Raw genomic sequence first — 24,155 nt, forward strand, 5'->3', positions numbered from 1 at the left:
GGCCGTTTTTGCGGACGGGGGTAGCGCGAAAGGACTGCACATGCGTCAATTTAAGACCGAGAGCAAAAAACTGCTCGACCTCATGATCAACTCCATCTACACCAATAAGGAAATCTTCCTGCGCGAGCTTATCTCCAACGCGAGCGATGCCGTCGACAAGCTCAACTTTAAGAGCCTGCAGGATCCGAGCGTCAAGCTCGACCAGGGCGACCTGGCTATTCGCGTCTCCTTTGATAAAGACGCCCGCACCATTACCATCTCGGATAACGGCATTGGCATGACCGCCGAGGAGCTCGAGCGCAATCTGGGCACCATCGCCCATTCCGGCTCCGAGGAGTTTAAGACCGAGAACGCCGAGCAACAGGGCTCCGATGTCGACATCATCGGCCAGTTTGGCGTGGGCTTCTACTCCGCCTTTATGGTCGCCAGCCACGTGAAGGTCGTCAGCCGCGCTTATGGCGAGGACACCGCCCACGTTTGGGAGTCCGACGGTCTTGAGGGCTACACCATCGAGGATGGCGAGCGTGCTGAGCACGGTACCGATGTCATCCTGACGCTGCGCGAGAACGAGAAGCTCGACGCCGACGGCGAGGCCGAGACCTACGATCGCTTCCTGACCGAGTGGGGCCTCAAGAGCCTGATTCAGCAGTACAGCAACTATGTGCGCTACCCGATTCAGATGATGGTGAGCAAGAGCCGCCAGAAACCCAAGCCCGAGGACGCCGGCGACGACTACAAGCCCGAGTACGAGGACTACCGGGAGCTCGAGACCATCAACTCCATGACGCCGATTTGGAAAAAGCGCAGCTCCGACGTTGAGCAGAAGGATTACAACGAGTTCTACAAGTCCACGTTCCACGACTTTGACGATCCCGCGCGCACTATCAGCTTCCACGCCGAGGGCACGCTTGAGTACGATGCGCTGCTGTTTGTGCCGGGTCGCGCCCCGTTCGATCTGTACAGCAAGGACTACGAGAAGGGCCTGGCGCTCTACAGTTCCAACGTGCTGATTATGGAGAAGTGCGACGACCTGCTGCCCGACTACTACAACTTTGTGCGCGGTGTCGTGGACTCTGCCGACGTGACGCTCAACATCTCGCGTGAGACGCTGCAACAGAACCGTCAGCTCAAGGCCATTGCCAAGCGTGTCGAGAAGAAGATCACTGCCGATCTTGAGGACATGCGCGATAACGACCGCGAGGCATACGAGAAGTTCTTTGAGAACTTTGGTCGCGGTCTGAAGTACGGCATCTACTCGAGCTACGGCATGAAGGCCGACGAGCTCGCCGACCTGTTGCTGTTCTGGTCTGCCAAGGAGCAGAAGATGATCACCCTTGCCGAGTATGCCAAGGGCATGCCCGAGGGCCAGAAGGCAATCTACTATGCCGCCGGCGATTCACGCGAGCGTCTGGCCAAGATGCCCGTCGTGAAGGGCGTGCTCGACCGCGGCTACGATGTATTGCTGCTGACGCAGGACGTGGATGAGTTCACCTTCCAGGCCATGCGTGAGTACGTGGCTGCCGATATGCCCAAGGTCTACGAGGATGACGCTGCTCGCGAGGCTGCCGAGAAGGCAGTTGCCGATGGTGCCGAGCCCGAGGTCGAGGATCGTCACCTGGAGCTTAAGAACGTCGCGACCGGCGATCTTGACATGGCGACCGATGACGAGAAGAAGGAGGCCGAGGACGCCACCAAGGAAAACGAGGACCTCTTTAGCGCTATGAAGGAGGCGCTCGGTGACAAGGTCGAGAAAGTTGCCGTCTCCGCGCGCCTGACCGATGCCCCCGCTTGCATCACCACCGAGGGTCCGCTTTCGCTCGAGATGGAGAAGGTGCTCCAGAAGGGGCCCGAGGGCGCGCCCGACGGCATGCCCAAGAGCCGGCGCGTGCTCGAGCTCAACGCCAAGCACCCGGTCTTTGACAAGCTTGTCGCTGCCCAGAAGGCAGGTGACGCCGACAAGATCAAGCAGTACTCCGGCCTGCTCTACGATCAGGCCCTGCTGGTCGAGGGTATCCTCCCCGAGGACCCCGTGGCCTTCGCCGCGGCTGTTTGCAACTTGATGTAGTTCGGGGATACGGCCCCGTAACTAGATTAGAACGAGAGTGGATAATCTCCCACTTTTGGCTCGAATGCGGGCTTGAAGTGGGAGATTTTCCACTCTCGTTTCCTTTTGAATGATCCCTCCGTCCCCAAGGGATCATTTATTTGTGCGGGTTGTGGTTTTGTGACCTGCTGAAATTTAAGATACTGTACAACTGTACGTTAACTCATCTTCGTAGTATATTGCTACCCGCAAAACTCAGCACCATTGTGCCGCGAGGCACTAAAGCGCCTACGTACAATGGTTGTCGATAGTACGATTCGATTCAACGACAGGATGGATGGTCCAAGCGTGAGTCTCGGCAGCAAACTATCCAACGCAAAGGTCTCCTTTGCGATATTTAAGCGCGACATTAAGCGACTGCTTGTGAACCCCGTCGCCTTGGTGGTTACCCTGGGCGTGTGCGTCATTCCCTCGCTGTATGCCTGGTACAACATCGTGGCAAACTGGGATCCGTACGGAAACACCCAAGGTATCAAGATTGCCATCGCCAACAACGATCAGGGCACTCAGAACGACCTAGTGGGCGAGCTCAACGCGGGCGACCAGGTCGTCGATCAGCTCAAGGAGAACGATCAGCTGGGCTGGACCTTCGTCGATTCGGCCGCCGATGCCAAAGAGGGCGTCGAGAGTGGTGAGTACTATGCGGCCATCGTAATCCCCAAGAACTTCTCAGATAACCTGGTCTCGATGCTCGACGGCAATTACCATCAGCCCAAGCTCACGTACTACGTCAACGAGAAGAAGAGCGCTATTGCGCCCAAGGTCACCGACACTGGCGCCAATACCATCGAGGAGCAGATCAACTCGGAGTTTGTCTCCACGGTGGGCGAGACCGTCGCGGGCATTGCTAAAGATGCTGGCATCGACCTTAAAGACAAGGCGACCCAGACCCGGGATTCGCTGGCGGGCTCGGTGTCCGAGGCGTCTGATACCCTGGGCGAAGTACGCGATTCCATCGGCGACATGAACACCGCCATCGACAAGACGAGCAGCTCGATTGCTTCGGCCGATGCTGCGCTGGCGGGCCTGCAGGGGCAGGCGCCCTCTCTAACGCAGGCGATCTCCCAGGGCAACGACCTGCTGGGCGAGGCTCGCGCCACGGCGGGCAACTCTATCACCTCGCTCTCCAAGGCACTCTCGGAAGGTAGCCTTGCACTCACCAAGACGTCAGCCTCCGCGAACGCTGCGATTGGCAAGCTAACGGGTACGGTCACATCTACGACCACCCGCATCGACAACTCGCTCGAGTCTCTCCAGGCGACGATCGATCACAATAAGGCTGTTATCGGGCACTTGGAGATTCTCGTTAATGACACGTCGACAGGTTCCGAGGAAATTGACGCGCGCATTGTATCGACCATCGATTCGCTTCGCGAGCAAAACCAGAAGCTGCAGAGCATCAAGGATGGCCTTTCTGCACAGTCGAGCGCCATGGCAAACGACGCTACGGCAATCTCGAACGCGAGCAACGCACTCAACGCGGCAATTCAGACCGGTACGGCTAGCCTCGGTCAGGCTCAGACCGATCTGGGTCAGAACGCACTTCCGAAGGCTTCGAGCGCGCTTGACTCCTTTGCCGCCGTTTCGGGCGATTTGACCGGCATTGTGTCGGGTATGACTCCCACGATAGCGAGCGCGCGCGGCACGCTGGCGCAGCTCGACGCCACGCTCAAGCAGGCAAAGACCACGCTGTCCCAAACCGACGCCTCCCTTGCCAAGGTTCAGGACAAGCTCGCGACCGCCGCCAATGACATTGCGGCGCTGCAGACCTCTGAGTCTATGGGCGAGTTAGCCGACCTCATGGACGTCGACGTCAATGACGTGGCAGATTTCATGGCATCTCCGGTTGAGCTGACGTCCAAGTCAATCTATCCGGTCAAGAGCTTTGGCTCGGGCATCGCGCCCTTCTACACCAATCTGGCGCTGTGGGTGGGCGGCTATGTGCTCATCGCTATCTATAAACTCGAGGTCGACCGCGAGGGCATCGGTAGCTTTACGGCGCGTCAGGGCTACTTTGGCCGCTGGCTGCTGCTGGTGATCCTGGGCGCGTTCCAGGCCATTATCGTTACGGTGGGCGACCTGGTCATTGGCGTTCAGTGCGTCAATCCGCTGCTCTTTGTACTGGGCGGCATCGCTATTTCGTTCACCTACGTCAACATCATCTATGCGCTGTCCACCACGTTTAAGCATATCGGTAAAGCCATTGGCGTCATCCTCGTCATTGTGCAGATCCCCGGCTCGTCGGGCATGTATCCCATCGAGATGATGCCCGGCTTCTTCCAATGGCTGCATCCGCTGCTGCCCTTCACCTATGGCATCAACCTGCTGCGCGAGACCGTCGGTGGCATGTATTCGTTCAACTACCTGTTCAACCTGTGCATCCTGGGCGTGTTCCTTGCCATCGCACTCTTTATTGGCTTGCAGCTGCGTCCGCTGCTGCTCAACCTCAACCTGCTCTTTGACAAGCAGCTTTCCACGACGGGCCTCATGATCTGCGAGTCCAACGACCTGCCGCGCCAGCGCTATTCGCTGCGCACGGCCATGCGCGTCATGCTCGATTCGGATTCGTACCGTCGCGAGCTGCTCGATCATGCCGTGGCGTTTGAGCATCGCTACCCGTACTACATCAAGGGCGGTTTTGCCGCCGTGGTAGGCGTGCAGGTTCTGCTCTTTGTGCTTTCGACGGTGCTCGATATCGACAATAACGGCAAGATCATCCTGCTCGTTATCTGGATCATTTCGGTTATCGCCATCTGCGGCTGGCTCATCAACATCGAATACATCCGTGCGAGCCTCAATACCCAGATGCGTATCTCGGCGCTTTCGGACGAGGACCTTCGCCGCGAGATGCGCGAGCACACGGCTGCCATCCCTGCCGCCCGTCGCATGTTTGGTCTCAACGCCAGCGAGCGTGGCGCCAAGGGAGGCGAACAGCCTACGAGCCGTCTGTCGCATATCGGTGCGCATCGTAAGGCTCAAGATGCCGACGGCGCTGACAACGTAAACGGAAACGACGGGGACACCACCTCGCTTGGCAAGCACTCTAAAGGAGGTGAGGCATAAATGAAAAACATCCTGCACCTGTTTAAGCGCGATGTCCAAAACGTGTCTCGCTCCGTGATCGGCATGGTCGTCGTGATGGGCCTGATCATCGTGCCATGTCTCTATGCATGGTTTAACATCGCCGGAAGCTGGGATCCGTACGGCAACACCGGCAACCTTAAGATCGCCGTGGTCAACACTGATGAGGGTTACGAGAGCGATCTGATTCCCGTCGAGGTCAACGTGGGCGAAAACGTAACCGCCACCCTGCGCGGCAACGAGAACTTCGACTGGGTTGTGCTCAACGATCGCGATAAGGCCATCGATGGCGTCAAGTCGGGCGCGTACTACGCTGCCGTCGTTATCCCTAAAACGTTTTGCGCCGACATGATGACGCTTTTCTCGACCGAGGTGAAGCACGCCGATATCGAGTTCTACGAGAACCAGAAGGCTAACGCCATCGCACAGATCGTGACTGAAAAGGGCTCGAGCGCCGTCCAGAGTCAGGTCAACGAGACCTTTACCAAGACCATCACGACCATCGGCCTTAAGACCGTGTCCAGCCTGCTCGACTATATGAGTACCGACCAGGTGAGCAACTTTATCGCCAATCTGTCCTCGACGCTGGGCGATTCGGTCGAGGACCTGCAGGACGTTCAGGCGAGTGCGACGTCGCTCGCGGGCATTTTGAGCTCCACGTCCGATTCACTGACATCGGCGGGCGGCATGCTCAAGCAGACGGGCACCGTTGATGAGTCGACGAAGCGGCTGATGGAGCACGCCAAGAGCGGCATCAATGATTCCAAGGAAGCGCTCAAGGCCGCCAACGATGCCGTTGACGCGGCGATTGACGGAAGCGCGGGCTCGTTCGACAACGTGTCCGCCGAGCTTGCGAAGGCATTCGATGCCGCGAATCAGCATGTTCACCTTACGGTGTCTCAGCTCAACGAAGCCGCAGCGGCGCTCAATACGCGTGCTGACGATATCGATGCGATGGCCGATCAGCTCCGCAACCTTGCCGACCAGGTGAGTGATGACAAGCTCAAAGACGGTCTCGAGTCCGCTGCGACGTCGCTGGGCAGAATTGCCGTGGAGTACCGCAACAATGCGAAGGACCTGACGGCGACCGCAAAGTCCCTTTCGGACGGCATGGCGGAGGTCAACAACTCGCGTGCCGAGGTCGACCAGGCCATCGCCGATGCCAAGGCGGGTATCTCGGGAGCCAAGTCCGACTACGATTCCACGTTCTCGGTTAAGGCCAAGGAGCTCAAGAAGACCATTTCGGGCGTTCTGGATTCCCTGAACGGTATCTCGGGTGACTTGGATAGCGCTGTGAGCGGTCTGACCGACGCCTCTGGCTCGCTCGCAAAGGGCCTCTCCAAGGCTGCGACGCTGGTCAACAAGGCTTCTGATCAGTTGGGCGAGGCGTCGGACAAGATCAGCGCTTTTAAGGACGAGCTTGATAGCGCTCTGATGTCGGGTGACCTGGCCATGATCAAGACGATGATCGGCAACGATCCCGAGGGTTTGGCCGTGTCGCTTTCCGGCCCCGTCGCGCTCGACCGCAAACCGGTCTATCCGATCCGCAACTACGGTTCGGCCATGGCACCGTTCTACACGATTCTGTCGCTGTGGGTGGGCTCGATTGTACTGGCGGCCATGATGAAGGTCTCGGTTGACGATGAGCTCATCAACGAGCTGATCCCCGTGCGCCTGCACGAGATCTACCTGGGCCGCTACCTGTTCTTTGGAGGTCTGGCCCTGCTGCAGGCGACACTCGTGTGCGCGGGCGACATCCTGTTCTTTGGCATCCAATGCGACAACCCGCTGCAGTTTGTGCTGGCGGGCTGGGTCGCGAGTCTCGTGTTCTCCAATATCGTCTACACGCTCACGGTTTCGTTTGGCGATATCGGCAAGGCGCTCGCTGTCGTGCTGTTGGTCATGCAGGTCGGCGGTTCAGGCGGTACGTTCCCCATCGAGATGACCGGCCCCGTGTTCCAGGCGATCTACCCGTTCCTGCCGTTTACCCACGGCATCAACGCCATGCACGCCGCCATGGCTGGCGCCTACCATATGGAGTACTGGGTTGAGCTGGGTATCTTGGCGAGCTATCTGATTCCGTCGCTGGGCCTGGGCGTCGTCTTCCGCCGCCCGGTCATCAAGGCCAACGACTGGATCATCGAAAAGCTTGAAAGCACGAAGCTTATTTAGTGCAACAGCGTGACATTGACAAAACATCGAGGTTCACTTTGCTGACGCTTTAGTGGGCTGGATTGCGGTGCAACGCTGGTTGTTGCTACAGTAGCGGGGCGTGCCGGGGGTCCGGCGCGTCCCGTTTTTATTTGACCATGAGGCGGCACGCAGCCATACGCGTGCGGACACCACGCCCAGTTTGAGTGTGAGGATGTTCCATGGCCCAATACGCTGCCAACGAAATCGAAAACATGCCCGATAGCCCTGTAGCCCGTGAGGATTTGGGCGCGGGTGGTATTCCCCGGGGTGCCGGCGCACGCTCGCCGTTGTTCTGGAAAGTTCTACTGCTTTCGGTGGCGATTATCTGGGGCTACTCCTTTACCACTATGAAGGACGCACTCGACACCATTCCGGTGTTCGAGCTGGTCTATGTTCGCTTTCTCCCGGCATCACTGGTTATGTTTGCAATTTTCCATAAGCGCATCATCGCTCATTTCAATGCCCTCAACCTGATCGTCGGGCTTGGCATGGGTGCGCTCATGTGGGGTGCCTACGGTTTGCAGACGATCGGCCTGGCACAGACCACGGCGGGCAAGAGCGCTTTTTTGACCGGCACGTATTGCATCCTTGTGCCGTTTGCAAGCTATGTCCTGAGCGGTGAAAAGCTTACCCGGTATAACCTGGGTGCAGCGTTGTTGTGCCTGGCGGGTATTGGCCTGGTAGCGCTCGATAGCGTCGAGTTCAATGCCGGCGATGTTATTACCTTGGGCGGCGCGATCTTCTTCGCCATCCAGATGGCGGTGACTGCCAAGTACGGTCGCAAGATGGACATCAACGTCATCACGTTTTGGATGTTTGTGGGCAATGGCGTTTTGAGTTTAATCACGTCGCTGCTATTCGAGACTCAGGCGCCCCTCTCTGCATGGACACCGGAGTTTATCGGTGTGGCTGTTTTCCTCTCGGTGGGCTGCACGTGCGTGGCACTGCTCGTCCAAAACGTCGGTCTGGCGCACGTCCCGGCCTCGACGGGCTCGCTGCTTCTTTCGATGGAGTCGCCCTCGGGTGTGCTGTTCTCGGTGTTGTTGATGGGGGAGGCGCTCACCTCGCGCCTGCTTGCCGGCTTTGCGCTCATCTTCCTGTCGATTATCTTGAGCGAGACGCATTTCGATTTCTTGCGCCGAAAATCACACCCGCAATTGTAAACAACTTGTTGCGCCGCCCTCCTGGGGCGGCGTTTTTTATGCCTCGCCTTTAAAGTTGTACCTTGCACTTTACGCTATCAAAGTGCTTACTGCAAAAACGCTACTGGAGGGCATTTATGGCACCAGCTCAGTCCGATCTTCAACCGCAATCAGCGCCCAAGGCCACCGCAGCGGCGCAGGCCGCTATCGGTGACGGTCTCGTTGCAGAAGCTCAGGCTTTTGCAGACGAGCTCGCTGCGTGGCGACACGATTTACACCAGGTGCCCGAGCTGGGTAATAGCCTCCCACAGACCTCTGCGTATATTCAAGCGCGCCTGACCGAGATGGAAATCCCATTTGCCACGCTCGTCGATGGTTCCTGTGTCGTGGGCCTTGTCGGCGCCGGTGCCGCCGCGGCCCAGGGCAATGGCGTCTGCACGGACGAACAGGCCGGTACGGTCATCATGCTCCGTGGCGACATGGACGCCCTGCCCGTTGCCGAAGAGTCAGGCGAGCCTTTCGCCTCTACGAACGGCTGCATGCACGCATGTGGACACGATATGCACGCGACGGCGTTGCTTGGAGCGGCGCGCCTGCTCAAGGCCCGCGAGTCTGCGCTTGTCGACGCCAACGCCACGGTTAAGTTGCTGTTCCAGCCGGGCGAGGAAACCTTTGAGGGTGCCCGCGCCGCCATCGCCGACGGTCTGCTGCAGAACCCGCGTCCCCAGGCCGCCTTTGCCATGCATGTCAATAGCCAGTCGCCGCTTGGCCTGGTGCTCTACGGCAGCCCGGCGCTCTCGGGCGTGTACGGTTTTCGCATCACGCTTCAGGGCAAGGGCGGCCATGGCTCGAGCCCCGAGATCTGCATCGACCCCATCACGGCCGGCGTCCATGTGCACCTGGCGCTCCAGGAGCTTATTTCCCGCGAGGTGCCAGCGGCCAAGGAAGTCGCACTTACCGTTGGTAAGTTCGCTGGCGGCTTGGCGGCCAACGTCATCCCCGACACCTGTGTGCTCGAGGGAACGCTGCGCGGCTTCGATGTCGAGCTCATGACTCATCTCAAGGAGCGTATCGCGGAGGTCGTCAACGGCGTTGCCGCAACATATCGTACGCCGGCAACCATCGAGACGCTTTCGGACGTTCCGCCGCTCGTGCTCGACGACGGCATGACGCAGGCGTCGCTTGGCTACGTGGGCGCGGTGCTGCCCAAGTCCGCCTTCCTGCCGCTGTTCCACGCCATGGCGAGCGAGGACTTCGCGTTGATCTCGAGCGAGATCCCGAGTGCGTACTTTACCGTGGGCGCTGCCGTGACTGATACGGACGAGCATTTTGCTCAGCATCATCCCAAGGCACGTTTTAGCGATGCCGAGCTTCCCCTCGGCGCCGCGGCTTATGCCGCCGTCGCTCTCGGATACATTGCGGACCACAAGGAGTAATCCATGTCCCAGCAACGTAAATTTTTCCCCGGCTGGCTCGTGGTGGCCTCCGGCTTTGTGATCATGGCCACGTGCTACACGATTTTCGTTAACTGCATGAGCCTGTTTCAGCCGCTCATCGTAAGCGACCTGGGCATCACGCTTGCGCAGTACAACATCTCCAACGCCATCTCCACCGTGGTGAGCGTTATCGGCTCGCTTGTCATTGGCCATGTCGCCGATAAAGTAAGCGGCCGCGTTTTGGGCTCCCTCACTGTAATCGCCACCTCTGCCGTTCTTGCCGGTATGAGCTTTGTCGGTGAGCTGTGGCAGGTCTACGTGCTCTTTGCCGTCTCGGGCTGCTTTGCCGTCGCCTCGACCCGCCTGCTCATCAGCCTGGTGACCGCCAACTGGTTTACGGCCAAGCGAGGCCTTGCCATCTCCATCGCACTTTCGGGCTCGGGCTTTGGCGGCGCTATTCTGTCTCCCATCGTGAGCTCGCTCATCGTGAGCGTTGGCTGGCGTTCCGCCTTCCTGGTGCTCGCGGCTATCTGCATGGTGGCGGCGCTGCCCATCACGGCCTATTCCTTCCGCACCAAGCCTTCCGAGATCGGTCTTAAGCCGCTCGGCGAGAATCCAGGCGACCCGTCTGCTTCTGCCACGGGTGATAAGAACGAGAAGGCAGCCCCCGAGGTTAGCGTCGGCTGGTCTCGTATCAAGAAGAGCCCGGCATTTTGGCTGCTCGTCGTCGCCTTCCTCTTTATGGGCTTGGTCAATGGCGCCATCCTGCCCAACCAGGTTACCAACATGACGAGTGTTACCGTCAACGGTGCCAAGATCGTCACGGGCGGCCACGACCCCATGTGGGCAGGCACCGTGCTTTCGGCCTACATGGTTACCGTCGTTATCGCCAAGATTTCGCTCGGTGTGATCTATGACCGCTTTGGCCTGCGCTTTGGCAATATCCTTGGCTCCGTTGCGTGCATTATCGCCTGCGTGGCGCTGTGTTTCCCGACGACGGACCTCGGTCCTATTGTCGCTGCTGTGAGCTTTGGTGTTGGAACGTGCATGGGCACCATCACGCCTACAATCGCCGCGTCCAAGCAGTTTGGCATGGCCGACCTCGGTAAGGTCACGGGCACCATTACCTCGCTCGAGATGGTCGGCGGCACCGTGGGCGCTATCGTCTCGGGCGTGCTGTTCGATGCCACGGGCTCCTTTGCGAGCACCTGGATCGTGTGCCTGGCGTGCTCCGTGGTCATGCTCGTGTTCCTGCTGGCATCCGAGCCCATCGCCGCCAAGCTGCGCGCAAGCGTGGCGGGGGAGTAGCGGGTCGCCGCCTATTCCTGTTTGTCTGTTCTGCCCGTGGCTGCCCTGGAAGCCGAATGGATGCTCGTACCGTCATTCGGTTTCCAGGGCAGCCACGGGTCTACGAAATGATCCCTTTTCCTCCGTCCCCAAGGGATCACGTAATCCGAAGGGGACGGAGGAAAAGGGATCACAAACTGCGGCGGCGCGTCTGGCCGAACGAGCCCCCATACCCTCGTTCGGTCAGACGCGCCGCCGCGTTGCTGCTTTGTGCCGTATAATGTCCACTACCTATGACGCGATACAAAAGAAAGGTGTTTGCCCATGCAGGCACAGAAGGCGGAGGGAACCCGCGACCTTATCGGCGCCGAGATGCGCGCCTGGCAAAAGATGCAGCAGATTGCGGCCGGCGTGTTCGAGCCGTTTGGTTTTAAGCCCATCGAGACGCCCGCGATCGAGCAGGTGGACGTGTTTGTCCACGGTATCGGCCAGTCGACCGACGTCGTGCGCAAGGAGATGTTCCGCGTGTTTAGCGGCGCCAACCTGGAGCGCGTCTTTACCGAGGGCACCGACACAAAACTCAAGCCCAAGCAGCGCCTGGCCCTTCGTCCCGAGGGCACGGCCGGTGTGGTGCGTTCCGTCGTGGAGAACAACCTGGTGCCTCAGGGCTCCACGCCGTTTAAGGCCTATTACGCCGAGGCCATGTTCCGTGGCGAGCGTCCCCAGAAGGGTCGCCTGCGCCAGTTCCACCAGGTGGGCATCGAGTGGCTCGGCGCTCCCGATCCGGCTGCCGACGCCGAGTGCATCATTATGCTCATGGAGTTCTACAAGCGCCTGGGCTTCGACCTTTCCAAGCTCCGTCTGCTTATTAACTCGATGGGCGATGCGCAGTGCCGTCCGGCATACCGCGAGCAGGTCAAGCAGTTTATCCTCGATCACGCCGACGAGATGTGTGATGAGTGCCGCGAGCGCGCCGAGCTCAACCCGCTGCGTGCCTTCGACTGCAAGAACGACCACTGCCGCGAGATCATGGCCGACGCGCCGCTGATGGGCGACAACCTGTGCGACGAGTGCCGCGAGCACTACGAGCAGGTCAAGCGCTATCTGGATGCCGCCGGTGTCGAGTATGTCGAGGATCCCACACTGGTGCGTGGTCTGGACTACTACACCCGCACCGTCTTTGAGGTCGAGGCTCCCGGTGCCGGCGTCGGCTCCATCGGTGGCGGCGGCCGCTACGACGGCCTGGTCGAGCTCGAGGGTGGCAAGCCCACGGCGGGCGTCGGCTTTGCCGTCGGTTTTGAGCGCGCCCTGCTGGCCCTGCAGGCCTTTGGTAACGACTTGGGTGCCGAGGAGGCCCCGTGCGTCTACGTTGCCAATGCCGGCAAGGAGCTGCGTCAGAACGTCTTTGCCATCACGCAGGAGCTTCGCGCCGCTGGCATCGTGACCGAGGCCGACTACCAGGGTCGTTCGCTCAAAGCTCAGTTCAAGCAGGCCGACAAGGTTGGCGCCAAGCTCATTTTGGTCCTGGGTGGCGACGAGCTTGCCGCCGGCAAGGTCAAGGTGCGCGACATGGAGAGCCATGAAGAGGTCCTTGCCGATCTGGCCAACGTCGTCGAGGCGGTTCGCGAGCGCCTGTAGCGCATCATTTTGAGCTGCGGACCCGCTTGAGTGTCCCGTCCATTGCGAGCGATTGTTACGGGGGTGTTTCGCATTTATGCGGAATGCCCCCGTTTGTGTATGCCGTCCACCGAGAAATACGACCATTTAGAGCAAAACCCTTGCAATGCAGAAAATACTTTTGTGTGGTAAAGCGCAATCAGTATCGAAAGTATTTCGCAAGCGCCTATAATGAATACCGCATGTTACGTGCATAGAAGGAGGAATGGGAGGAAACGTGGCTGAGAACCTAAGCAACCAGTCTGTACCCGAAGCCGCGGCGCGCGTCGCTGCCGTGGTCAACCGCCTCGTTAACCGAATCGGCTCGAATGCCGAGTCCAGGGAGCGTCTCGCCGAGATCGAGATCCCCGAGGAGCTGCGCGACAATCTGGCGCTGTTCCTGCGCCTGGAGCGTCGTGTGCTTAGCGAGTATGATCCTGAGATCGCGGACCTGTTCGACAAGATCCTGTCGGCCGAGATTGTGGCCAATGCCGGCAACCCCGGTACCCGCGCTGCCGACGAGGCCGTCGACGAGCAGGGCGTGCCCACCGCCGACGAGCCCACCGCCGTGGCATTCCGTGAGGTCGTCGATTTGATCGACAGCCTGCCGCTCGATAAGCAGCAGGTCATCGTTCGCGCCTTTACGAGCTTCTTCCACCTGGCAAACCTGTCGGAGGAGAACTACCGTGTGGCGCAGCTGCGCGAGCGCGAGGCCGGCGCATCGACCGATACCGAGGTCGATCCCGCCAACGAGCTCACCGTCGCCTATCACCAGTTGGTAAACGAGATGGGTGTCGAGGGCGCCAACGAGCTGCTCAGCAAGCTCGAGTTCCACCCTGTCTTTACCGCACATCCCACCGAGGCCCGTCGCAAGGCCGTCGAGGGCAAGATTCGCCGTATCTCCAATCTGCTGGAGGAGCGTCCGCGTCTGGGCGGCTCCGACCTAGTGGAGAACGAGCGCCATATGCTGCAGGAGATCGACGCCCTGGTGCGTACGAGCCCCATCGCGCTCAAGAAGCCCACGCCGGTCGAGGAAGCCGATACCATCATCGACATCTTCGATAACACGCTGTTCGACGTTATCCCCGTCATCTATCGTCGTTTTGACGACTGGGTGCTGGGCGACAAGGCCGGTACCGTGCCGCCGCTGTGCCCGGCGTTCTTCCATCCCGGCAGCTGGATCGGTTCCGACCGCGACGGTAACCCCAACGTCACCGCCAAGGTGAGCCGTGAGGTCGCCGCCAAGTATTTCACCCATATGGTGCTCAAGCTCGAGGACAAGTGCCGCCGCATCGGCCGCAACCTCACGCTCGAGGCCACCTACAGCAAGCCGTCTGCCGAGCTCATCAACCTGTGGAACCATCAGGTCGAGATGAGCACCCAGTACACGGCACGCGCCGAGCTGATCTCCGAGCACGAGCCGCATCGCGCCGTCATGCTCGTCATGGCAGACCGACTCAACGCCACCGTCCGTCGCATCACCGACACCATGTACCACAGCGCCGATGAGTTCTTGGATGACCTGCGTGTCGTTCAGCGCTCCCTGGCCGCCTGCGGTGCCGTCCGTGCTGCCTACGGCCCGGTCCAGACCATCATCTGGCAGGTCGAGTCCTTCGGCTTCCATATGGTCGAGATGGAGTTCCGTCAGCACTCCGTGGTGCACGCCCGCGCCCTCAAGGATATTCACGAGAACGGTATCCATGGTGATTTGCAGCCCATGACGCGCGAGGTCATCGACACCTTCCGCGCTATCGGCTCCATCCAAAAGCGCTACGGCAAGAAGATGGCGCACCGCTACATCATCTCGTTCACCAAGAGCGCTCAGCATGTGGCCGACGTCTTTGAGCTTGCCCACCTGTCCTTTGCGCACGAGGAGGACGTGCCCGAGCTCGACGTGATCCCGCTGTTCGAGCAGCTCGAGGACCTCGAGGGCTGCGTCGACGTGCTCGACCAGATGCTTACGCTGCCCGTGGTGCAAAAGCGCCTTGCCCAGACCAACCGCCGCATGGAGGTCATGCTGGGCTATTCCGACTCCTCTAAGGATGCCGGTCCTACCACGGCCATGCTCGCGCTGCACTCCGCGCAGGAGCGCATTGCCAAGTGGGCCGAGAAGAACGATATCGACCTGGTGCTCATGCACGGTCGCGGCGGTGCCGTGGGCCGTGGCGGCGGTCCGGCCAACAAGGCCGTGCTGGCGCAGCCCAAGGGTTCGGTCAACTGCTTCTTTAAGCTCACCGAGCAGGGCGAGGTCATCTTTGCCCGTTACGGCAACCGTACGCTGGCTCAGCGCCATGTTGAGTCCGTTGCCGCCGCAACGCTTTTGCAGTCGGCCCCGAGCGTCGAGAAGACCAACACCGAGACCACGCAGAAGTTCTGGGATATGGCCGAGAAGCTCAACGCCGTAAGTCACGAGCGCTATCTGGACCTGCTGAACACCGAGGACTTTACACCGTGGTTCTCGACCGTGACGCCGCTGACCGAGGTCGGTCTGCTGCCGATCGGCTCGCGTCCCGCCAAGCGCGGTTTGGGTGCCAAGTCGCTCGACGACCTGCGTACCATTCCGTGGATCTTCAGCTGGAGCCAGGCGCGCATCAATCTGGCCGCCTGGTACGGCCTGGGTACCGCCTGCGAGCAGTTTGGCGATCTGGACCAGCTTAAGGCTGCCTACCAGGAGTGGCCGTTCTTCCGCACGTTCATCGACAACATCGAGATGTCGATCGCCAAGACCGACCAGCGCATCGCCAAGATGTACCTGCACCTGGGCGATCGCCAGGATTTGTCCGAGAAGGTCTTCACCGAGATGCAGCTCACGCGTAAGTGGGTTCTTGCCATCGTCGGTGACGAATGGCCGCTGCAGCGCCGCCGTGTGCTCGGCTGCGCCGTCCGTGTGCGTAATCCCTACGTCGACGCCCTGTCCATCGCCCAGGTTCGCGCCCTTCGCGAGGTGCGTATGAACCAGGACGAGATGGCCGAGGAGAAGAAGGCCGAGTACATGAGCCTGATTCTTTCGACTGTGACCGGCGTTTCGGCAGGATTGCAAAACACGGGGTAATCGATAGCCCTGTGGCTCTCACCGGGACCCGATGGGATTCCCTCTGAATGCGTCCTCGCACTTGAAGCCCCCTTATCCTGCTCCTTCGGAGTTGCGGATAAGGGGGCTTCGTGCTGCGGAATGCATTCAGAGGGAAACCCATCGGGTCCCTTCGTCCTCGGTCTTCGGGGATTACAGCTGAGGGGAGAATGGCGCGCTTCGCGTTTAATGTGGGGTGCGGCGAGGGCTTCTTGCGTCCTGCGGAGTGTGCCTAAAAGTAAACTGATGGCGGGCCCTGCGATGTCCGGTCTTTGACGGATTACTGCTGGGGAAAAGATAGCGCGCTTCGCGCGTTTTGGATGGGGTCTATCCTGGTGGCGCATTTGGCGCTTCTCACCTTACGACTGTGGCGGCCGCGGTCCTGTTTGGGATCGCGGTCGTTTTGTTGTGGGTCAAATATGAACGTTGTGTTAATGAGTCGGTAGACGGTGGTGTTTTTCGGTGAGCGGCGTATCCTTCCAACGGTTTATCTAGTGTGTCAGTTGAAAGGAAGAGGGCGCTCGTCATTGTTTGAATGTGAACTGCCGTTTGACCACAAGACGTTGCATCTGGAACTCGAGGATAAGAACTTCGCGGGTGTGATGGAAGGTCATCAAAACGAGTTTAAGACCACGAAATCGCAGGAAGAGCTGGTGGAGGAGTCGCTTGCCAACCCTTACGGCTCGCCTTCGCTCGAGGAGCTTTGTGCTGGCAAGAAGGATATTGTCATCATTAGCTCAGATCATACGCGTCCCGTTCCCTCGCGTGTGACGATGCCTATTCTGCTGCATCACATCCACTCCGCTGCGCCTGAGGCGCGCGTTCGCATTCTGGTTGCTACGGGTATGCATCGTCCGTCGACGCACGAGGAGCTCGTCAACAAGTACGGCGAGGAGATCGTTGCCAACGAAGAAATCGTTATGCACGTCGCGACTGACGACAGCATGATGAAAAAGATCGGCACCCTGCCTTCTGGTGGCGAGTGCATCATCAACAAGATCGCTGCCGATTGCGATCTGCTGCTTGCCGAGGGCTTTATTGAGCCGCACTTCTTTGCCGGTTTCTCTGGTAGCCGCAAGTCCGTCCTGCCTGGCATCGCCAGCTACAAGACCATCATGTACAACCACAACGGTCAGTTTGTGAACGATTCCCACTCGCGTGCCGGCAACCTGTGCCACAACCACGTGAGCGAGGACATGTTTGCCGCCGCCGAGATGGCTCACCTTGCCTTTGTGCTCAACGTGGTGCTCAACGGCAAGCACGAGGTCATTGGCTCCTTTGCCGGCGACATCCACAAGGCGCACGAGGCTGGCTGCGAGTTCGTGAAGAGCCTTGCCGGCGTTGAGCCCGTCGAGTGCGAGATCGCCATTACCACTAACGGCGGCTACCCCCTCGATCAGAACATCTATCAGGCTGTGAAGGGCATGTGCGCTGCCGAGGCCACGCTTCCCGAGGGCGGCGTGATCATCGACGTCGCCGGTTGTGCCGACGGTCACGGCGGCGAGGGCTTCTATCACAACATCGCCGACAACGATCCGGCAGAGTTTGAGCGCGCCTGCATCGATCGTCCTAAGGACGAGACCCTGCCCGATCAGTGGACGAGCCAGATCTTTGCCCGCATCCTGGCGCATCACCCTGTGATCATGGTCACCGACCTGTGCGATCACCAGATGCTCAAGGATATGCACATGACGCCGGTCAACACTATCGAGGAAGCGCTCAAGCTCGCCTTTGAGATGAAGGGTGCCGATGCCAAGGTCGCCGTCATCCCCGATGGCCTGGGTGTTGTCGTCGCACAGCACTAGTGCGCGGCTTAAACGAATCGTTTATAACCGACAAGAAAGATAAGGTTTTATGCTTACCAAACTCCTCTGCGAATTCGGCGCAACGGCCCTCATGATCGTCTTTGGCGTGGGTGTTCACTGCGATACCGTGCTCAAGGGCACCAAGTATCAGGGCTCCGGCCATATGTTTGCCATCACCACCTGGTCCTTTGGCATCTCGGTCTGCCTGTTTGTCTTTGGTGGCGCTGTGTGCATGAACCCCGCCATGGTGCTTGCCCAGTGCATCGTCGGCCTGGTGCCGTGGGGCAACTGCATCCCCTTCATGCTTGCCGATATGCTCGGCGGCTTTGTGGGTGCCGTGATCGCTTGGTTTATGTATGCCGATGAGTTCAAGGCTTCCGAGGACGTCGTCGACCCCATTGCCCAGCGCAACATCTTCTCGACCAACCCCACCACCGAGGGCACGAACTATGCTCGTAACTTCTTCTGCGAGGCTATCTGCACCTTCGTGTTCATCAGCGCCATCCTTGCTGCCGCTAGCCGCGCCGGCGAGAACGTTCTGATGCTCGCAATCTGCGTCGGCCTGATCGTTTGGGCTGTTGGCATGGGCATGGGCGGCATCACCGGCTTCGCCATGAACCAGGCTCGTGACCTTGGTCCTCGCATGGCCTATCAGGTGCTGCCGATCAAGAACAAGGCCGACAACAACTGGAAGTATGGTCTGCTTGTTCCTGGCATCGCGCCGTTTGTCGGTGCTATTGTGGCCGCGCTGTTTGTGCATGGCTTCTTGGGCATGTTCTAGTCCAAGACAATTGATATAACGCCCGGGTCCGGCATAGGTTAACTTTCCGCCGCGTCCTCGGACATGCAAGAAGCTCCCGCTGCGCACTTCGTGCGGCGGGAGCTTCTTGCGTCCTGCGGAGTGCGGCGGAAAGTTAACCTATGCCGGACCCTGCGGGAATCCAGTTGCGTTCGAACAAGCAACCAACATATATATCTGAATTTGAATGTGGTGGGCACATTGTTGCTAGGCGCTTTGAGGTGCGAGTGACACTTTGGGAGGCGTGGCGCCCTGGGTTGGGGTGATGCTTTGGGATGAGCTTCTTGCTTAGTTGAAGAGAGGCTTAATGGCTGATAGGTAATCTTTGGCTACGTCGGCTTTGTTGGCTTGGAAGTTGTGCCAGGCCCACCATTGGACCATTCCTACGAAGCTTGAGGCTATGTGGTGTAGTAGGAAGCTTCGGTCCATGGTGGCGGCGGGGCCGTTTGGGTCGGTGGGGACGGTTTCGGCTGCTCGTGACATGATGGTCTTGCGTAAGCAGTCGGCGAAGACGCGTGAGCCGGCGCCGGCTACGAGGGCTCGGACGCCCTGGCGGCGCTCCCAGAGGTTGTTGAGGATATGCTCGACCTGCACGAGTGGGTCGTCGAGCGGTGTGCCATCGTCGTCGAGAGCGTGGGTACAGATGTCGCTCACGAGCTCGGACAGTAGGTCGTCTTTGCTCTTAAAGAGACCGTAGAATGTCGCGCGGCCTACGTGAGCGCGCGCGATGATGTCGCCGACGGTGATCTTGCTGTAGTCCTCCTCGCGCAGGAGCTCGGAGAATGCTGCGACGATGGCGGCGCGGCTTTTTGCCTTGCGGGCATCCATGGCTATGCGTCCGTGTGAACGAGCAGGCAGCGGAGCGTACCGGAGCAACCCTCGTAGGGGCGCTTACCGGCGCCGTAGCCGACGGCCTCGATGCGGTAGCGGGCCGGCAGGTGCTCGGACGTGCGCAGTGCGGCGACGATGGCGGCGCCCGTGGGCGTCACGAGCTCACCGGCGACCGGCGCGGGCGTGAGGGCGATATTGCCCGCTTGGCACAGGTTGACGACAGCGGGGACAGGAATGGGCATAAGGCCGTGGGCACAGCGGATGGTGCCGTGACCCTCGGAGAGCGACTCGACCACGATGTCCTCAATACCTAGGTCATCGAGGCAGATGGCGACAGAGCAGACGTCGACGATGGAGTCGATGGCGCCCACCTCGTGGAACATGACGGTCTCGGTCGTTTTGCCGTGGGCCATGGCCTCGGCGGCGGCGAGCGCGGTAAAGATGGCGAGCGCGCGACGCTTGGCGCCATCGCTTAGCTGCGAGTCATCGATGATGGCGGTGACATCCGCCAAAGAACGGTGGTGATGGTGGTGGGCGTGATGGTGACCCTCGTGGCCATGACCGTGGGCCTCATGGTCATGCTCGTGGCAGTGCTCGTGTTCGTGCTCGCCATGATCATGATGGTAGTGCTCATGCTCATGTGTGTGCTCGGTGTCCGCTTCGTTGCCGTAGAGCCAGACCATGTCGTGGTCGTGGTTCTCGAGTTCCTCAGCCAGCTGAACATCAAAGTCGCAGGCGTCGATGCCATGCTTGTTTACGCGTGTAACGGCAATCTCAAAGCCGCCGACCGGCAGCGTGGCGAGCTGGTCGCGCAGATGCTCCTCGCTGGCGCCCAGGTCGAGCAGGGCCGCGACGGTCATGTCGCCGCTGATGCCCGAGGTGCCGTCGATGATAAGCGTGTGCTGATGGTTGGACATGAAATGCTCCTTAGCGGGCGCAGGACGTGCCGGCGCTCAGATGATTGATAAGACTTGCCTGATAGGCGGCGCCAAAGCCGTTGTCGATATTGACGACCGAAACGCCGCTGGCGCAGGAGTTGAGCATGGCGAGCAGTGCGGCCATGCCGCCAAAGTTCGCGCCATAGCCCACGCTGGTGGGGACGGCGATGACCGGACAGCTCACAAGGCCTCCGATGACGCTCGCCAGGGCGCCCTCCATGCCGGCGATGGCGATGACCACCTGCGCCTGGGCAAGTTCCTCAGCATGAGCGAGCAGGCGGTGCAGGCCGGCGACACCCACGTCGTAGAGGCGATCGACCTCGTTGCCGTAGAACTCGGCCGTCAACGCGGCTTCCTCGGCAACGGGCAGGTCGCTCGTGCCGGCGCAGGCGACGACGATGCGTCCGTTGCCGTTGGGGGAGGGCTTGCCACCCACCAGGGCGAGCTGGGCGTCCGGGACATATCCCAGGTCGATGCCGTTGCCGAGGAGCTCCGAGGTGCGGGCTGCCTTTTCGTCGTCCAGGCGCGTGACCAGGATGCGCTCCTGGCCGGCATCGAGTAATGCTTTGATAATGGCGGCAATTTGCTCGGCGGTTTTACCGGCGCCGTAGACAACTTCGCCGGCTCCCTGGCGCACCCCGCGCGAAAGGTCGAGCTGCGCAAAGCACAAATCGGCGGTCGGAGCCGTCTGGATGCGCGTGAGGGCGTCGGTAGGGGTGACTGCTCCGCCGGCAACATCGCTCAGCAGCTGCTCTAGATCTCGCTTATCCATATATGTTCCCTTCGACGGCGCAAAGTTTAGCACTCAAAGGGTATGTTTCCGAACACTAAGACAGAATTGTTCGGAAACTATAGGACAGACTGATTCAATTGCTAGACGGATTGGCTAGTCGCGCAGGATGATGTCCATGGCGAGCATCAGATTGCGCTCGTCGATGGCAAACGGGGCGGCCTCGCGCGTCTTGGGCTTGGCACAAAATGCGATGCCCGTGCCCGCGGCCTGAATCATGGGGATGTCGTTGGCACCGTCGCCGATCGCGACGGTGTGGGCCATATCGACGCCGCACTCAACTGCCCAGTCCAGCAGCTGGATGAGCTTGGACTCCTTGGCCACAATGTCGGCAGCCAACTTACCGGTGAGCTTGCCGTCCACGACCTCCAGACGATTGGCCAGGCAAAAGTCGATGCCCGCGGCGGCCACGATCTTATCGGCGACTTCGTGAAAGCCGCCACTCACGACGCCGACCTTCCAACCCTTGCTGTGTGCCGAGCGCACAAGCTCCAACGCGCCGGGGGTAAATGTCACGCGCTCAAAGGTGCGCTCGAACACGCTCTCGTCCAGGCCGGCGAGCAGCCCCACGCGCTCCTCGAGCGCCTGCTTAAAGTCAAGCTCGCCGCGCATGGCGCGTTCGGTGATCTGTGCCACCTGCTCGCCCACGCCGGCCTCCTCGCCCAACAGGTCGATGACCTCCTGGTTGATGAGCGTGGAGTCGATATCCATAACGATGAGGCGTGCAGTCATGGCGGGCCTTTCCGAGTGCTGTTTTATTGGGGCATATTGTCGCACGTGACGAGCGCGGGCGGGTGTCACGGCGCGTCAATTGTTTCGTCTCCGTCAAGTCTTTGGGCAGGAGCTACTTTTTCGCGGCACATCGACGCGAGTGCGATAAGATAGAACGCCATGTCTGGCTGCGCGGTTTACGCAGGCTGGGCAAATCTGTACGACGCCGCCCGGAACGACACGGGGCGGCACAGATCCATAAAGGAGGATCACTGGTATGAGCCAGACCCGTCCCATCGATGAGCATTCCATGCACACCCGTACCTGCGGCGAGCTTCGCTTCGAGAACGTGGGCGAAGAGGTCACCCTCACCGGTTGGGTGAGCCGTCGCCGCGACCACGGCGGCCTAATCTTTTGCGACCTTCGCGACCGCGAGGGCATCACGCAGCTCACCTTCGACCCCGAGCACTCCGACGGCGACGCCTTTAAGATCGCCGAGACCATGCGTCCCGAGTGGCCCATCAAGATCCACGGTGTCGTGCGCGCCCGTGGCGAGGAGACCACCAACACCAAGCTCGCGACCGGCGAGATCGAGGTCCTGACCGACCACGCCGAGGTGCTCAACACGTCCGTCACCCCGCCGTTCCAGATCGAGGACGGCATCGAGACCAGCGAGGACACCCGTCTGCGCTATCGCTATCTGGACCTCCGTCGTCCCGAGATGATGGCCAACCTCAAGCTGCGCTCCGACTTTACCTTTGCCATTCGCGAGGCGCTGCACAACCGTGAGTTCATGGAGGTCGAGACGCCCTCCCTGTTTAAGTCCACGCCCGAGGGTGCCCGCGACTTCATCGTCCCCAGCCGCATCCAGCCGGGCAACTTCTACGCCCTGCCGCAGTCCCCGCAGCTCCTGAAGCAGCTGCTCATGGTCGGTGGCGTCGAGCGCTACTACCAGGTTGCCAAGTGCTTCCGCGACGAGGACTTGCGTGCCGACCGTCAGCCCGAGTTCACCCAGGTCGATATCGAGATGTCCTTCGTGGACCAGAACGACGTTATGAGCGCGCTCGAAGAGGTCCTGGCCGACGCCTTCGGCCGCATGGGTGTCGAGATGCCCACGCCGCTGCGCCGCATGGACTATTGGGAGGCCATGGACACCTATGGCTCCGACAAGCCCGATACTCGCTACGGCATGCACCTGGTTGACCTGACCGACATCTTTGCCAACTCCAAGTTCAAGGTCTTTGCGACTGCTGCAAACGAGGAGGGCTCTGTCGTCAAGGCCATCAACGCCAAGGGTGCCGGTGCCTGGGCTCGCGCCAAGATCGACAAGCTCGCCGGCGTGGCCTCCACGTTTGGCGCCAAGGGCCTTGCCTGGATCGCCTTCCGCGAGGACGGCTCCATCAACAGCCCCATCGTCAAGTTCTTCTCGGACGAGGAGATGGCTGACCTGCGCGAGCGCATGGACGTCGAGCCCGGCGACCTTGTGATGTTCGCCGCCGGCCCGCGCCTGCTCTCCGACGAGATCCTGGGCGGCATGCGTTCCCACATGGCCAATGCGCTCGAGGTCAAGCGCGAGGGCCACGACTTCCTGTGGGTCGTCAACTTCCCGCTGTTCCACTGGGACGAGGATCGCAAGGCCTATGCTGCCGAGCACCAGCCCTTTACCCTGCCGACCGAGACCGACATCGCCAAGATCGAGGCCGACCCGCTGGCAGCCGGTTCCTGCACCTACGACTTTGTCATGGACGGCTTTGAGGCCGGCGGCGGCGGTATGCGTATCCACAACGCCGAAATGCAGATGTCCATGCTCAAGCTCCTGGGCTTTACCGAGGAGCGCGCCGAGTCGCAGTTCGGCTTCCTCATGGAGGCTCTCAAGTTTGGTGCGCCCCCGATGGGCGGCTTCGCCCTGGGCCTGGACCGCGTGTGCATGCTGCTCACCGGCTCCGACTCCATCCGCGACGTCATGGCGTTCCCCAAGACGGCCAGCGGCTCCGACCTCATGTCGGGCGCCCCGAGTGCCGTTTCCGGCGCCCAGCTCAAGGACGTCAGCCTGCGCCTGATGTAGGCGAGCGGCCACAAATTGCTTGCAACGAGGGAAGGACGTGTGCCTTCCCTCGTTTTTTATGCGCGGGCGTTGCGAGGGCATAGGTTGACCGGACGTTGCGGAAAGTGCGTCCCGGAATCTGCGTCCAGAACGGGTCGCGCTTTCCCAAAAGGGGGGGTCCTCTGGGAAAGCGCGACCCAGAATTCGGCAAAATAATGGGACACAGTTTCCGCTTGAGCGGTCTAACGGAAACTGTGCCCCAGAATGA

Annotated in this window: 15 protein-coding genes; 11 read left to right on the forward strand and 4 right to left on the reverse strand. The window is 60.3% G+C overall.

Going from position 1 to position 24,155, the window contains the following annotated elements; all coding sequences use genetic code 11:
* Nucleotides 1-40: 40 nt before the first annotated feature.
* The 10 genes from htpG (at nucleotide 41) to larD (ending at nucleotide 18,555) form a co-directional block, all read left to right on the forward strand.
* Complete coding sequence (gene htpG, locus DXD77_RS04830) at nucleotides 41-2,065, forward strand: molecular chaperone HtpG (protein ID WP_117647948.1); 2,025 nt, start codon at nucleotides 41-43, stop codon at nucleotides 2,063-2,065.
* Nucleotides 2,066-2,377: 312 nt separating this feature from the next.
* Complete coding sequence (locus DXD77_RS04835) at nucleotides 2,378-5,167, forward strand: YhgE/Pip domain-containing protein (RefSeq protein ID WP_233506740.1); 2,790 nt, start codon at nucleotides 2,378-2,380, stop codon at nucleotides 5,165-5,167.
* Nucleotides 5,168-7,357, forward strand: coding sequence for a YhgE/Pip domain-containing protein (locus DXD77_RS04840; protein WP_117647951.1), 2,190 nt, complete (start codon nucleotides 5,168-5,170; stop codon nucleotides 7,355-7,357).
* Nucleotides 7,358-7,557: 200 nt separating this feature from the next.
* Complete coding sequence (locus DXD77_RS04845; protein WP_117647953.1) at nucleotides 7,558-8,541, forward strand: DMT family transporter; 984 nt, start codon at nucleotides 7,558-7,560, stop codon at nucleotides 8,539-8,541.
* Between the two features lie 116 nt (nucleotides 8,542-8,657).
* The gene (locus DXD77_RS04850) at nucleotides 8,658-9,956 is read left to right on the forward strand and encodes a M20 family metallopeptidase (protein ID WP_117647955.1); all 1,299 of its coding nucleotides are present in this window, start codon (nucleotides 8,658-8,660) and stop codon (nucleotides 9,954-9,956) included.
* A gap of 3 nt (nucleotides 9,957-9,959) precedes the next feature.
* Nucleotides 9,960-11,264: an MFS transporter gene (locus DXD77_RS04855; protein ID WP_117647957.1), complete on the forward strand. Its 1,305-nt coding sequence runs from the start codon at nucleotides 9,960-9,962 to the stop codon at nucleotides 11,262-11,264.
* 303 nt (nucleotides 11,265-11,567) lie between these two features.
* A complete protein-coding gene (hisS, locus tag DXD77_RS04860; RefSeq protein WP_117647960.1) occupies nucleotides 11,568-12,881 on the forward strand; it encodes a histidine--tRNA ligase in 1,314 nt (437 codons plus the stop codon).
* Between the two features lie 256 nt (nucleotides 12,882-13,137).
* A complete protein-coding gene (locus DXD77_RS04865; RefSeq protein ID WP_369831495.1) occupies nucleotides 13,138-15,951 on the forward strand; it encodes a phosphoenolpyruvate carboxylase in 2,814 nt (937 codons plus the stop codon).
* Between the two features lie 545 nt (nucleotides 15,952-16,496).
* A complete protein-coding gene (larA, locus tag DXD77_RS04870) occupies nucleotides 16,497-17,774 on the forward strand; it encodes a nickel-dependent lactate racemase (RefSeq protein ID WP_117647964.1) in 1,278 nt (425 codons plus the stop codon).
* Nucleotides 17,775-17,823: 49 nt separating this feature from the next.
* Nucleotides 17,824-18,555 carry a D/L-lactic acid transporter LarD gene (gene larD / locus DXD77_RS04875; protein WP_117647965.1) on the forward strand — a complete coding sequence of 244 codons (732 nt, stop codon included), beginning with the start codon at nucleotides 17,824-17,826 and terminating at the stop codon, nucleotides 18,553-18,555.
* Nucleotides 18,556-18,861: 306 nt separating this feature from the next.
* Here the strand turns inward: larD and DXD77_RS04880 are convergent, their stop codons facing one another.
* The 4 genes from DXD77_RS04880 to serB all read right to left on the reverse strand — a co-directional run bounded on the left by DXD77_RS04880 (nucleotide 18,862) and on the right by serB (nucleotide 21,864).
* Nucleotides 18,862-19,401 carry a TetR/AcrR family transcriptional regulator gene (locus DXD77_RS04880; protein WP_117647967.1) on the reverse strand — a complete coding sequence of 180 codons (540 nt, stop codon included), beginning with the start codon at nucleotides 19,399-19,401 and terminating at the stop codon, nucleotides 18,862-18,864.
* Nucleotides 19,402-19,403: 2 nt separating this feature from the next.
* Nucleotides 19,404-20,321 carry a LarC family nickel insertion protein gene (locus tag DXD77_RS04885; protein ID WP_117647969.1) on the reverse strand — a complete coding sequence of 306 codons (918 nt, stop codon included), beginning with the start codon at nucleotides 20,319-20,321 and terminating at the stop codon, nucleotides 19,404-19,406.
* 10 nt (nucleotides 20,322-20,331) lie between these two features.
* Nucleotides 20,332-21,114 (reverse strand): nickel pincer cofactor biosynthesis protein LarB, encoded by a 783-nt coding sequence (gene larB, locus DXD77_RS04890; protein ID WP_117647970.1) that lies wholly within the window; start codon nucleotides 21,112-21,114, stop codon nucleotides 20,332-20,334.
* Between the two features lie 114 nt (nucleotides 21,115-21,228).
* Nucleotides 21,229-21,864: a phosphoserine phosphatase SerB gene (gene serB, locus DXD77_RS04895; protein WP_117647972.1), complete on the reverse strand. Its 636-nt coding sequence runs from the start codon at nucleotides 21,862-21,864 to the stop codon at nucleotides 21,229-21,231.
* Nucleotides 21,865-22,120: 256 nt separating this feature from the next.
* Between serB and aspS the strand changes: the two genes are divergently transcribed.
* A complete protein-coding gene (aspS, locus tag DXD77_RS04900; RefSeq protein WP_117647974.1) occupies nucleotides 22,121-23,908 on the forward strand; it encodes an aspartate--tRNA ligase in 1,788 nt (595 codons plus the stop codon).
* Nucleotides 23,909-24,155: the final 247 nt, after the last annotated feature.

It is taken from the genome of Collinsella sp. TM09-10AT, from assembly GCF_003436275.1.
GTDB lineage: Bacteria > Actinomycetota > Coriobacteriia > Coriobacteriales > Coriobacteriaceae > Collinsella.

Coding starts and splice junctions, on each gene's coding strand:
- htpG (WP_117647948.1), top strand. CDS start 41: ATGCGTCAATTTAAGACCGAGAGCAAAAAACTGCTCGACCTCATGATC.
- DXD77_RS04835 (WP_233506740.1), top strand. CDS start 2,378: ATGGATGGTCCAAGCGTGAGTCTCGGCAGCAAACTATCCAACGCAAAG.
- DXD77_RS04840 (WP_117647951.1), top strand. CDS start 5,168: ATGAAAAACATCCTGCACCTGTTTAAGCGCGATGTCCAAAACGTGTCT.
- DXD77_RS04845 (WP_117647953.1), top strand. CDS start 7,558: ATGGCCCAATACGCTGCCAACGAAATCGAAAACATGCCCGATAGCCCT.
- DXD77_RS04850 (WP_117647955.1), top strand. CDS start 8,658: ATGGCACCAGCTCAGTCCGATCTTCAACCGCAATCAGCGCCCAAGGCC.
- DXD77_RS04855 (WP_117647957.1), top strand. CDS start 9,960: ATGTCCCAGCAACGTAAATTTTTCCCCGGCTGGCTCGTGGTGGCCTCC.
- hisS (WP_117647960.1), top strand. CDS start 11,568: ATGCAGGCACAGAAGGCGGAGGGAACCCGCGACCTTATCGGCGCCGAG.
- larD (WP_117647965.1), top strand. CDS start 17,824: ATGCTTACCAAACTCCTCTGCGAATTCGGCGCAACGGCCCTCATGATC.
- DXD77_RS04880 (WP_117647967.1), bottom strand. CDS start 19,401: ATGGATGCCCGCAAGGCAAAAAGCCGCGCCGCCATCGTCGCAGCATTC.
- DXD77_RS04885 (WP_117647969.1), bottom strand. CDS start 20,321: ATGTCCAACCATCAGCACACGCTTATCATCGACGGCACCTCGGGCATC.
- larB (WP_117647970.1), bottom strand. CDS start 21,114: ATGGATAAGCGAGATCTAGAGCAGCTGCTGAGCGATGTTGCCGGCGGA.
- serB (WP_117647972.1), bottom strand. CDS start 21,864: ATGACTGCACGCCTCATCGTTATGGATATCGACTCCACGCTCATCAAC.
- aspS (WP_117647974.1), top strand. CDS start 22,121: ATGAGCCAGACCCGTCCCATCGATGAGCATTCCATGCACACCCGTACC.